Annotated in this window: 8 protein-coding genes; 5 read left to right on the forward strand and 3 right to left on the reverse strand. The window is 71.9% G+C overall.

Annotation, left to right across the window (positions count from 1 at the left end):
• The first annotated feature begins 221 nt into the window (after positions 1-221).
• Positions 222-395: an EF-Tu C-terminal domain-related protein gene (locus tag AC07BF_RS36905; protein WP_478334540.1), complete on the forward strand. Its 174-nt coding sequence runs from the start codon at positions 222-224 to the stop codon at positions 393-395.
• 100 nt (positions 396-495) lie between these two features.
• Here AC07BF_RS36905 and AC07BF_RS36910 read toward each other — a convergent pair whose 3' ends face one another.
• Together AC07BF_RS36910 and AC07BF_RS36915 are read right to left on the reverse strand one after the other, a co-directional pair.
• Complete coding sequence (locus AC07BF_RS36910) at positions 496-2,469, reverse strand: hypothetical protein (RefSeq protein WP_400989366.1); 1,974 nt, start codon at positions 2,467-2,469, stop codon at positions 496-498.
• Between the two features lie 268 nt (positions 2,470-2,737).
• Positions 2,738-3,826: a polyprenyl synthetase family protein gene (locus AC07BF_RS36915; RefSeq protein WP_400811881.1), complete on the reverse strand. Its 1,089-nt coding sequence runs from the start codon at positions 3,824-3,826 to the stop codon at positions 2,738-2,740.
• A 246-nt stretch (positions 3,827-4,072) separates the two neighbouring features.
• Between AC07BF_RS36915 and AC07BF_RS36920 the strand changes: the two genes are divergently transcribed.
• The gene (locus AC07BF_RS36920) at positions 4,073-5,398 is read left to right on the forward strand and encodes a tetratricopeptide repeat protein (protein ID WP_478334541.1); all 1,326 of its coding nucleotides are present in this window, start codon (positions 4,073-4,075) and stop codon (positions 5,396-5,398) included.
• Between the two features lie 130 nt (positions 5,399-5,528).
• Here the strand turns inward: AC07BF_RS36920 and AC07BF_RS36925 are convergent, their stop codons facing one another.
• Positions 5,529-6,638: a hypothetical protein gene (locus AC07BF_RS36925; RefSeq protein WP_478334542.1), complete on the reverse strand. Its 1,110-nt coding sequence runs from the start codon at positions 6,636-6,638 to the stop codon at positions 5,529-5,531.
• Between the two features lie 987 nt (positions 6,639-7,625).
• Here AC07BF_RS36925 and AC07BF_RS36930 point away from each other — a divergent pair.
• The 3 genes from AC07BF_RS36930 to ispG all read left to right on the forward strand — a co-directional run bounded on the left by AC07BF_RS36930 (position 7,626) and on the right by ispG (position 11,807).
• The gene (locus AC07BF_RS36930; protein WP_478334543.1) at positions 7,626-8,627 is read left to right on the forward strand and encodes a 4-hydroxy-3-methylbut-2-enyl diphosphate reductase; all 1,002 of its coding nucleotides are present in this window, start codon (positions 7,626-7,628) and stop codon (positions 8,625-8,627) included.
• Between the two features lie 94 nt (positions 8,628-8,721).
• Positions 8,722-10,641: a 1-deoxy-D-xylulose-5-phosphate synthase gene (locus AC07BF_RS36935; protein ID WP_478334544.1), complete on the forward strand. Its 1,920-nt coding sequence runs from the start codon at positions 8,722-8,724 to the stop codon at positions 10,639-10,641.
• On the forward strand, positions 10,638-11,807 hold the full coding sequence (gene ispG, locus AC07BF_RS36940) for a flavodoxin-dependent (E)-4-hydroxy-3-methylbut-2-enyl-diphosphate synthase (protein ID WP_478334545.1): 1,170 nt from the start codon (positions 10,638-10,640) through the stop codon (positions 11,805-11,807). The genes AC07BF_RS36935 and ispG overlap by 4 nt, the downstream gene beginning before the upstream one ends.
• The last annotated feature ends 131 nt before the right edge of the window (positions 11,808-11,938 follow it).

An 11,938-nucleotide genomic window follows, 5' to 3' on the forward strand; every position in this document is an offset into this window, starting at 1 on the left:
TGGACGATGGAACCCCGCGAAGACGGCTGGCGCCGCTACCTGGCCCTCGTCCTCGACGGCCTCACCCCCACCGGGGCCCGCCCGCTGCCCTGCCCTGCCCCGCCCCCGCACTGCACACCCGCACACCCTGACACCGAGGCGGATGCCGGCCACCCCGCTGTACCGGGGTTGAGCAGCTCCGCAAGGAGTTCGCCGAGGGCAAGGCGGGCGAAACCGTCGGTGTGCGTCTGCGTGGTGTCAAGGGCGACGGCGTCGAGTCGGTCTCGCCGGGACACACCGCCCAGGTGGAGGTCACCCTGACCAAGCCCGTCGCGATGGAACACGGTCTGCGGTTCACCATCCGCAAGGGCGGCAGGGCCATCGGCGCCGGGGTGGTGTCCAAGATCATCGCTTAGGGCCGGACGAGCGGCGAAGCGGACCGGGCGCCGGAGGCAATGACCGGCGCCCGGCGAGCCAGCGTGTCCCCCACACGGTCTGGCCGAGACCCGATCCACTTCACGAAGTCGGCGCCTGCACCGCTTCGCCCTGCTGAGGGCAGCAGGCCAGGCCTGTGCCGTCGATCAGGCGGGCGTAGGGGTTGTGGCCTGCGAGCTCGATGGCAGTGGTCACGGCGCCGTACAGTGACCGCCGCAGCGCGAAGCCGAAGGGGCCCTGATCATAGGTTTTGCTGACGATGTGCTGGTAGTCGATGTTCAGATGAGCATCGCTTTCGCCCGTCGGTGCTGCTGGGGCGTGGGAACCTGCGATGAGGTTGGTCCAGACGCGGCTGACGAGCTCTGCCAGTTCTTCCACGACGTCTGGGTCGGGGGCGTTGCTCGCCGTGCTCATGCTGGGATGCGTGGCGATGAGACGGAACAGGTCACGCCAGCGGTCCGCCATCGACCGCAAGGCGGGCCCGTCGGTCAGGCACGCGGCTTGCTCGATGATGTCCCGGGTCAGCGCGGTGCAGCGTTGGCCGATGGGGTGCTGGGTCTGGTCGGTGGCGAAGTAGCGCCGGGTCGCACGGTGGGCGAGTGCCTCGGCCCACGTGGTGTCGTCCGGTTCGGGCGCGGTACGCCAGAGCGGTGTCCAGTTCGGGGAGTACATCATGTTGCCGGGCGGGAGCACGGTGGTGGCGGTGGCCCTGGCTGCTTCCTGTGACGGGAGGAAGGAGCCGTTGGTGTGCGGGGCGGTGTGGGACAGCGCCGCGAGCTGGCGCCGGAGGAAGTAGCGGGGGGTGAGCGCGAAGTAGACGCACGCGCCCATGGCGATCTCTGCCGCCACCTGGTGGCCGTCGCGTCCGCAGTCGCAGGCGATCGCCTCGTCGGTGGCCGCGGCGAGGGCGTCGGCGAAGCCGATCAGGTTGCGGCCGTCTCCGCTCGCCAGTGCCAGGTGAAGCTCGTTGAACGCCTCCTTGGCACCGTAGTCGTGGAGTAGATCGACGCTGGCGTTGTAGTAGAGGGGGCCGTTGATAGCGCGGAACATCCTTCCGCATCGGTCACTGCCGGGGAAGTATCCCCGGTCGGTGGACAGGTGCCGGTAGGGAGCCCAGCCGACCGTGAGGCGAAGGATCGCCGGCAGGTCTCCGTCCCACCAGCGTGCGACCAGATAGTCGGCTGGTGCGGGGGCCGAGGCGGGTGGGACAACGGCGCAGGGGCCGGCGGCCGGAACAGCGTTCAGGAGTTCCGTCCGTATCTCCTCTTTCATCTGGATGACCGCACAGGTGACTGTGCTGTCCCGGAATGCCTGTTGGGCGGCGCTCCCGCTGAGGCAGGCGATGCCCTCACTGCTCGCGTCGATGTACGGCTCCAGCCCGACGGCTCCGCTGTCGTCGGGTGCGTCCGGGTAGTCGATCCCCATGCTCGCAGCCATCAGCGAGGCGCTCAGGTCGGGAATGCGCCAGTCCGTACACCGGATGGTGACATCGGCCTGGAAGGCTCCCCAGAGGTCCCGTACGGCCATCGCTTCGAGAGAACGCCGCTCGGGCTCGGCTCCCCGGCGCAGGTACTCTTCCGCCACCTCGGCGACTTCGCCGCCCTTACCGGGAATGATCCCGCACAGCTCGGCGAGTGCTCGCGCCGACTCGGATGAACGGCCGTCCCACAGCCTGTCCTTGGCGAACAGGACGACCTTCCGCGTCGTGTCCCCCACGGCGCTTGAGGCCACCGACTCCCGGAGTTCGCGCGACCTGGTCACCGCGATGGCCGACCAGCTCATCCGCTCGCCCTCCGGGTGCACCTCCATCCGCGGAGACTGGTAGGGGACATAGGCGGGCGCTGTGGCGATCCGCAGGACCGTATCGTGCTCCCGTTCCCCATGAGGCGCCCCGGCATGACTCTGCCGGTGGACGTCGTCCGGGTCGGTGCTGTCGTCTTCCGCGGCGGACCCGACCCGTAGGCCCGACAGCAGCTCAGCGGGCCTTGATCCCGCAGGGACCAGACCGGCAGCCTGAGCGTTCCAGTACACGGATTCCTGGGTGTCTGTGGTCACGGCTACTTCTCCTTGGACGTGATCTGCGGTGCGCGCGCGGCAGAGCGAACTGCCGGTGCTGGTACGTGTTCGCGATGGGCTCCGCACGGCCGTAGCCGTGGTGAGAACTCGGTTGGCCCGGTCACGGAACAGGTGGATCAGGTGCTCGATTTCGGTGCTCCGCACGGCCTGAGCGACCTCTCCCGAGGGCCCGGACGGTGGGACCCGCACCAGCCCGGCAGTCACAGGGGCGGCCAGGACGGGCGGTCGCCTTCCGGTGCGACTGCGCTCATGTGGTCCTCTTCGTCGCGGCCCGTGCGAGTTCGCGCAGGGTGGCGGCCACGGCGGGCGGGATCGTGCTGCGGGAGAGGGCGTGGTCGGCCTGCGCGCAGCGGGCCCGGATCATCTGCTCGACCATGTCGCGGGCGCCGGTGGCGGTGATGACGCGTCGGGCGTCCTCGGCCTGCTCCTCGGTCAGGTCGGGGTCGCCCAGGAGCCGGCGCAGCCGGGCGACCTGGTCCGGGGTTGCGAGTTTGAGGGCGAGGGCTGCGAGGGTGGTGTGCTTGCCGTCGCGCAGGTCGTCGAGGGTGGGCTTGCCGGTGCGGTCCGGGTCGCCGTAGACGCCGAGGAGGTCGTCGCGCAGTTGGAAGGCCTCTCCGAGGGGGAGGGCGAAGTCGCTGAGGACGGTGCGCAGTTCGTCGTCGGCTCCGGCGAGGGTGGCACCGATCTGCAGGGGGCGTTCGCAGGTGTACTTGGCGGTCTTGTAGTGGATGATCGCCAGTGCCCGGTCGACGTCGTCGGTGGGGTGCCCGGTGGAGGCGAGGTCGAGGTACTGGCCGTACATGACCTCGGTGCGCATGGCGTCGATGAGCGGCAGGATGCGGACGAGCCGGCCCGGGGTGAGGCCTGCGGTGTGGAGGAGTTCGTCCGACCAGGCCAGGGCGAGGTCGCCGACCAGGATCGCGGAGCCGACCCCGAGGTCGTCGGCGGCCGCCTCGCTGCGGCCCTCGCGTTGCAGGGTGGCGAGGGCACGGTGGACGGTGGGGTGGCCGCGGCGGGTGGTGGAGCGGTCCATGATGTCGTCGTGGATGAGGGCGAAGGCGTGGAACATCTCCAGCGACGCCGCCACCCGCAGTACCGGCCGCGGATCGCCTTCGCCACCCGCCGCGCGCCAGCCGGTCACGCACAGCAGGGGGCGCAGGCGTTTGCCGCCGGAGGAGAGGAAGTCGTGCAGGATCCGGGGAATCTCCCCGGGCAGGTACCGCGCGGTCGCCGCACGGGCCTTGGCGGTGAGGAAGCCGTCGAGGATGCCGTCGACCTGGGTACGTACCACTGTCAGGTCGGGTGATTCGGAGCCGAGGGTCCTGGCCGTCATCATGCTTCTCCGTTCGGTACACCGGTTGCCGCCCCGGCCGAGTGGTGCTCTCACTCCGGGGGCGCACGAAGGGCTTTTCACCGGGGCGCTTGCCAGACCTGCCTGGCTGCGCCCACAGTGTGTCCAGTAAGCCCTGGCGAGCCGCTTCGACGTAACTCTGCTTAGCGGCAGGGTTGTTGAACCTCTCGCCGTGTTGAACGCCCCGCACCCGCCCACGACGTCGCTTCCGCCGCGACCACGAGGTTCACCGTGAGTCCCCGAAACACACCCAATCCCCGTCTGCGGGCTCTGCTCGACGAGACAGGCTGGACCAACGAGCAGCTCGCCCGAGCCGTCAACGCCGTCGGCAGCCTTCGCGCCCTGCCCCTGCACTACGACCGCACCTCGGTCGCGCACTGGCTCCTCGGCTCCCGCCCCCGCCCCGAAGTGGCCGACATCGTCTGCCACGTCCTGTCCGACGCCCTCCACCGCGCGATCACGCCCCAGGCCGCCGGCCTCTCCCCCTCCGCCGCCACCGTCGAGAAGCCCACCACCCCGGACATCGCCGTGCGGCTGGAGCAACTCGGTGCCGCCTCGGCCGTCAGCCCCCGCACCCTCCGCCTGATCCCCTACGACCCGACCCTGCGGTCGCCCGTGGCTGTCGCACCCTCGCCGCGCCCGAGCGGTAGAACGCGGGTCAGTACCGCCCACGTCCAGGCCGCGAACCTGATGGCCACCGTGTTCGCCGACGCGGACGACATGTTCGGCGGCGCCCGGACCCGCCCGGCCCTCACCACCTACCTGGCCACCGACATCGCACCCCAACTCACCAGCCCCATCGGCGCCACGCTCCACCGGCAACTCCGCCAGGCCGCCGCCGACCTCGCCTACCTCACCGCCTTCACCTGCTTCGACGAGCACCTCCACGGCGCCGCGCAGACCTACTACCGCATCGCCGCGGAGCTCGCCATCGAGGCCGCCGACCCGCTGCGGCACGCGATCGTCCTGCGGCAGATGAGCGTCCAGGCCAACCACATGGGCGACCGCGCGCAGGCCCTGAACCTGGCCCAGGCCGCGGCGGCCGACGTCACCAGACTCCCACCGGGTTCGGCCGCGTTCATCACCGGGCAGCTCGCCGTCACCCTCGCCGCTTCCGACCGGCGCCGCGAGGCGTTCACCCAACTCGACCGGGCGCAAAGCCTGTTGGACGACGCCCAGGACGAGCACCGGACCACCGGCGGTTACCACAGTGCCGCCCTCAACCACCAGCGGGCCGAGGTCTTCGCATCAACCGGCGACGTCTCGCGAGCATGCGCCGTTCTGTCCCACTCCCTCACCCGCAGGCCGTCCGACGAGCGCCGGGCCCGGGCCCTGACCACCGCGCGACTCGCCGAACTCCTTCTTCAAAAGGGACAGTTGGAGGAAGCCTGCCAGCACTGGCACGCCTTCCTGCACGACTACCCCCATCTGCAGTCGGCCCGCGCCACCGCGGCCCTGCACACCATGCGCGGCCGTCTGCGCAGCTACCAGCGCGTCCCGGCCGCCGCCCAGCTCCTGCGCCACCCCATCCACCACGAGGACTGCCGGATCCCTTAGGTCCTGTCCGGCTGATCTTGGCGGATCGGCCCGCGGCTCTCCCGGCCGGAGGCTTGGGGCGGATGCGCAGCGTCGCGGGCCCGGCAGGATCGGCCGGACAGGACCTGGTCGGCCCTGGTCCGCCGCGCCTTCAAGCCGGTCGTATCCGACGGTTCGTTCGGCGCGCTCGGTGGGTGCCTCGCCTCGGGCGTCGTCCGAACGCTAATCGGGGTACGGACGCCACCCTGCCGCCGGTGGTGGTGTGTTGGGTGGTGACAGCGGTGGGCCCGGCGCCGGAGAGGGCGTGGAGGATCCGGGTCAGCAGCGCGGGATCGGTCGTGCTGGTGGCGGTGACCCCGATGGCGGCGGTGTGCCGGAACCATTCGGGACGGATGTCCTCGGGACTGTGGATGAGGCGGGCCGGAGCGCCTGCCTCCTCGACGACCCGCAGGGCCTCCCGGGTCTCGGGCTCGTCGATCAGCCCGGCGATCAGGACGGTGTCACAGCTGTGGGCCAGGCGCCGCAGGGTGTGCGCGCGGTCGTCGGCCGCATGGCAGTAGCTGGCGGGGTTCTGCGGAAGGACGTGTCCGAAGCGGGCACGTACGGTCTCCGTGATGACTTCGGCGTCCTCGACCGGCCGCCCGGGGGCGATGACGACGGCGACCCGTGCCGGGTCGGGCACGGGCACCGCCATGGCATGTTCGAGGTTCTCGAGGACCTTCACCTGCCCGGGTGCCGCCTGGGCGGTCAGACCGGGAGTCACCGCGTCGGTGGACCGTCCGGCGACCAGCACGGCCTCGCCGCCGGCGACGAAGGCCCGGATCTGCGCGTGGAGGTCCGCGACCTTCCCGCAGGTCGCGTCGACGACGGTGACACCGCGCCCGGCCAGTCCGGCCCGGACCTCGGGCGTGGCTCCGGCCGGGCCGATCACGGCCACCGCGCCCGGAGCGACCTGCTCCGCCACGGCGACGGACACCACCCCTCGCACCCGCCACCGGGCCGCCACCAGGGCATCGACCGGCACACCGCCCACCACCGCCACCGGCCCCGCCGTCCCACTGAGTACGGCGTCGACCTCTTCACGGGCCCGCACCGCCCCTGCACACAGCGGTGCGACGCCGGCCGACACCAGCCGCCTCGTACGCAGCACCGCCGCCCAGCTGTCCAGTGCGCGCACGGCCGCCTCCGAGGGCGCATCCGCGCCTGCGGAGGTCACCACCGCCAGCCCGACCACGGCACCGTTTCGACCTACGTAGGTCACCGCCCGCACCGCTCCGCCACCCCCCGCACCCGCACCCGCACCCGCACCGAGTTCCTGCCAGGGCGGATCCCCTGTCCACAACGAGGTTCCAACTGCCCCGCCGGTCGCGGTCAGGCCCGCGGGCACGGTGAGACCCGTCGCCGTGGCGGAGGCCGCAGGCCGAAGCGCCCCGGCCCCGCCGCAGGTCGGGACGGGAAAGTCCTGGTAGCGGACCCGCAGCCCGGCGCGGCGCAGAGCCCCGGCCACGAGTTCGGCTCCACGGCAATCGACCGGACCCCGCAAGGGATGGTGCAGGAGGGTCGGGACCAGGGCCTCGTCCGGGCACAACGGCCCGACGAGAACGGCCCATTGGTCTTTTCTGAGCGTTCTCTTCACTGCGGTTCTCTCCCTGCCCACGCGTCAGTAGGACGCCGGACAGAACGGGATCCGCACACGGGAATCCCCGGCGTTGAACACGTACTCTGACGCCCCGGCACCCGGCGCCTTCACAGCGACAACGCCCATCCGCCCCGCGCCCACCCGAACGGCCGTTGGCCTCACTCGAAGGTACTGAAGGTTCCCCGAGACGCTCTGGACGGCCGACTACTGGGGCAAATTTGTTCCCATATACGGCAGTTCGGAGTCGTTCAAGGTCGTTCAACACGGCAGGAGGTTCAACAAGCATGCCATGAAGAAGAGTTACGCCGGATGACCTGGCTGGGGCTCACTGGACACACGTGAGCGTTCCCCGGCAGGTTCAGCGAACGCCTCCGCCGCAGGTCCTCTGCTCACCCATGCGTGAGTGCGCCACCGAGCCGGCGCGGACAACCGGGGCAGCGGGCCCGAAGGGCCTCCCCCGCCCGTCGGCCGCACGGACCTCGCGGACCCGACCATCCCTCAGGAGAGACTGATGCCCCTACTGGTCCGTACCGATGCGGCGGGCGCCCTGCACCGCCCCGCCGACACCACACCGCTCGCCGCCGGCCTCGCGCGTGGCCGGGTGTCGCGGTGACGGCCGAACCCGATCGCGCCCCCGAGTCCGCACCTCCTCCGCCGCCCGCCGCCCGGCGGCACAGGACGGTGGTTCTCGCCTCGCCGCGCTCGTTCTGCGCCGGGGTGGAGCGCGCGATCGACACCGTGGAACGGCTGCTGGACGCCCCGGACCGGAACGGGCCGGTGTACGTACGCAAGCAGATCGTCCACAACGCCCACGTCGTGGCGGGCCTCGCCGCCCGGGGAGCGGTGTTCGTCGAAGAACTCGACGAGGTACCGGCCGGTGCCACGGTCGTCTTCTCGGCCCACGGTGTGTCACCTGAGGTCCATGCCCAGGCCGGTGCCCGCGAGCTGACCGTCGTGGACGCGACCTGCCCGCTGGTCACCAAGGTCCACTCCGAGGCCAGGCGCTTCGCCGCTCGCGGCGACACCATCGTCCTGATCGGGCACGCCGGGCACGAGGAGGTCGAGGGCACCCTGGGTGAGGCCCCCGCCTCCATCGTCCTGGTCGAGACCCCCGCGCAGGCGGCCGCTCTCCAGGTCCCCGACGGGACCCGCGTCTCCTACCTCACCCAGACCACCCTGGCCGTGGACGAGACGCGCGAGGTCGTCGACATCCTGCGCCGCCGCTTCCCGGCCCTGCGGGAGCCCCCGTCGGACGACATCTGCTACGCGACCACCAACCGGCAACTGGCCGTGGCGGAAGTCGCGGAGCGCTGCGACCTGGTCCTGGTCATCGGCTCGGCGAACTCCTCGAACTCGGTGCGGATGGTGGAGGTCGCCCGCCGCGCCGGTGCCGAGGCGCACCTCGTCGAGGACGCCGACGGCATCGACCCGGCCTGGATCGAGCGCGCCGGCACCATCGGTCTGTCCGCCGGAGCGTCCGCCCCACCGGCCCTGGTGACCGGTGTGATCCGGGCCCTCCACCGGTGGGGGCCGGTGACGGTCGTGGAGCACACCGCCGCGGTGGAGGACATGTACTTCGCGCCGCCGGCCCCGGTCCGGGAGCGCCCGTGAGCACTCCTCGGTTCCGACTGTCGGTCACCGTCCACGGCGATCGGCGCGCCACAGCCACCATCCACTTCGTCCGCTTCGAGAAGGTGTTCACCCCATGACGGCCATCGACCCTCCATCCCGAGCCGGGGAGACCCGCCCCACCACCGAGGAGAAGAGCAGACGCACCGCCACCGGTACCGGGGTGCCCCCCACCGCTCACGGACCACTTCCCCTCCCCGGAACCCCGGCCGCCCTGCGCGCCCTGCGCCCCGGCCGACTCGACCGGCTGGCGGCCGGGATACGGGACCTGCTCGTGGACCGGGTGTCCGCCACCGGTGGCCATCTGGGCGCGAGCCTGGGTGTGGTGGAGCTGACCATCGCCCTCCACCGGGTCTTCGACTCGCCGCGTGACGCGATCCTGTTCGACACCGGCCACCAGTCCTACCCGCACAAGGTCCTCACCGGACGCGCCCGGGAGTTCGCCACCCTGCGCCAGCAGGGCGGGCTGTCCGGCTACCCGAGCCGGGCCGAGTCCGCGCACGACTGGATCGAGAACTCCCACGCCTCCACCGCCCTGGCCTACGCCGACGGCCTGGCCAAGGCCTTCCACCTACGAGGAGCGGCACGGCGGGTGGTGGCGGTCGTCGGCGACGGCGCGCTCACCGGCGGCCTGGCCTTCGAAGCCCTGAACAACCTCGGGGCCGCCGGGCGCCCGGTCATCGTCGTGCTGAACGACAACACCCGCTCCTACGACCCCAGCGCAGGTGCACTGCCCGCCCACCTGGCCCGGCTGCGCGAGAGCGGCCAGGTCATACCGGACCGCAATGTCTTCACCGACCTCGGGTTCGCCTACCTCGGCCCCGTCGACGGCCACGACATCCCCGCGCTGGAGACCGCACTGCGCCGCGCCGCTGCCCTCGGACGGCCGGTCGTGGTGCACGCCGTCACCACCAAGGGGAAGGGCTACGCCCCGGCCGAAGCCGACACCGACGACCGGATGCACGCCTGCGGAGTCATCGACCCGGCCACCGGCCGCCCCCGCACCACGGGCAAGCCGACCTGGACGTCCGTCTTCGCCGCCGAACTCGCCGCCCTGGGAGGCGAGCGCGAGGACCTCGTCGCCCTCACCGCGGCGATGCGCCTGCCGGTCGGGCTCGGCCCGTTCTCCCGGAAGTTCCCCGACCGGGTCTTCGACTCGGGGATCGCCGAGCAGCACGCCGTCACCTCCGCCGCCGGGCTGGCGATGGGCGGCCTGCACCCGGTGGTGTGCCTGTACGCGACGTTCCTGAACCGGGCCTTCGACCAGGTGCTGATGGACGTGGCGCTGCACCGGCTGCCGGTCACCTTCGTCCTGGACCGGGCCGGGGTCACCGGCCCCGACGGGCCCTCCCACCACGGCCTGTGGGATCTCGCGGTCCTGGCCCGCGTCCCGGGCATGCGCGTCGCCGCTCCCCGCGATCCGGCCCGGCTGCGGGCCCTGCTGCGCGAGGCGGTCGAGTCCGGCGACGGCCCGAGCACGGTGCGCTTCCCCAAAGCCGCCGCCGCGGCCGACATCGACCCGCTGACCACCATGGACGGCATCGACGTCCTGCACCGCTCCCCACACGCGCCCCTGGACGTGCTGCTGGTCGCGATCGGCACGACAGCCGGCGCCTGCCTGGAGGCCGCCCGACTCCTGGCGGCCCGGGGCATCGGAGTGACCGTGGTCGACCCCCGCTGGGTGGCCCCGGTCAACCCCGCCCTCGTCCATCTGGCCGGACGCCACCGCATCGCCCTGTCCGTGGAGGACGGGGTCCGCGAGGGCGGCATCGGAGCCCTCCTCGCCCAGCACGCCACCGACGCCGGGGTCACCGTCCCCGTTCACGCCCTGGGCCTGCCCACCCGGTTCCTGGCCCACGGTGAGCGCGGCGCCCTCCTGTCCGCCGCCGGGATCAGCGGTCCTGCCATAGCCGACACCGCCCGCCGCCTCCTGGAGCACGGCGCCCCCTCGGCCGCCTCCCTGCCGGCACCATCCTCCACACGGAGCACGTCATGAACAGCGTCGACCTCCCCGACCCCACCCCGCCCGGCCGTCGCGGCCCCGGGCCCGCGCCCGCGCCCGGTGATGGACCCGTTCTCGCGGCCCGCCGCCACTCCCGGCAGATCCACGTCGGCAGGGTCCCCGTGGGCGGCGGAGCACCGATCCCGGTGCAGACCATGACGACCACCCCCACCACCGACATCGACGCCACCCTCCAGCAGATCGCCGAGGCCACCGCGGCGGGCTGCGACATCATCCGCCTCGCCGTCCCCTCCGCCGACGACGCCGCCGCCCTGCCCAGGATCGTCGCCAAGTCGCCGATCCCCGTCATCGCCGACATCCACTTCCAGCCCCGCTACGTCTTCCAGGCCATCGACGCCGGCTGCGCCGCGGTCCGCGTCAACCCCGGCAACATCAAGAAGTTCGACGACAAGGTCAAGGAGATCGCCCGGGCCGCCGGCGCGGCCAGGGTCCCGATCCGGATCGGGGTGAACGCCGGCTCCCTGGACCCGCGCCTGCTCGCCAAGCACGGCAGCGCCACGCCCCAGGCACTGGCCGAGTCCGCGCTGTGGGAGTGCTCGCTGTTCGAGGAGCACGGCTTCACCGACCTCAAGATCGCCGTCAAGCACCACGACCCGCTGACCGTCATCGCCGCCTACCGGCTCATCGCCGCCGGCTGCGACTACCCCCTGCACCTGGGCGTCACCGAAGCCGGCCCCGCGTTCCAGGGCTCCATCAAATCCGCCGTCGCCTTCGGTGTCCTCCTCGCCGAAGGCATCGGCGACACCATCCGGGTCTCCCTCTCCGCACCGCCCGCCGAGCAGGTCAAGGCGGGCTGCCACATCCTCTCCTCGCTCGGGCTACGCCCGAGGAAGCTCGAAATCGTGTCCTGCCCCGGCTGCGGACGCCTCCAGGTCGACATCCACCGCCTCGCCCAACGGGTCGAGGCCGCCTTCGAGGGGTTCCCCCTCCCCCTGCGCGTCGCCGTCATGGGCTGCGTCGTCAACGGCCCCGGGGAGTCCCGGGAAGCCGACATCGGAGTCTCCTCCGGCAACGGCAAGGGCCAGATCTTCGTCCGGGGCCGGGTCGTCGCGACCGTCCCCGAAAACCGGATCGTCGAACGTCTCCTGGAAGAGGCCCTCAAGCTCGCCGAGCGCCAATCCACCGGGTCTCCCACGTAGACCGCCCGAAGGAGCAGAGTCCCATGGCCACTCCGAGCAAGCCGATCCGCCGACTGGACCGGGTGATCATCCGTTTCGCCGGTGACTCGGGTGACGGCATGCAGCTCACCGGTGACCGGTTCACCTCGGAG

It is taken from the genome of Kitasatospora sp. NPDC043950 (assembly GCF_056435345.1).

Coding starts and splice junctions, on each gene's coding strand:
- AC07BF_RS36915 (WP_400811881.1), bottom strand. CDS start 3,826: ATGATGACGGCCAGGACCCTCGGCTCCGAATCACCCGACCTGACAGTG.
- AC07BF_RS36935 (WP_478334544.1), top strand. CDS start 8,722: ATGACGGCCATCGACCCTCCATCCCGAGCCGGGGAGACCCGCCCCACC.
- ispG (WP_478334545.1), top strand. CDS start 10,638: ATGAACAGCGTCGACCTCCCCGACCCCACCCCGCCCGGCCGTCGCGGC.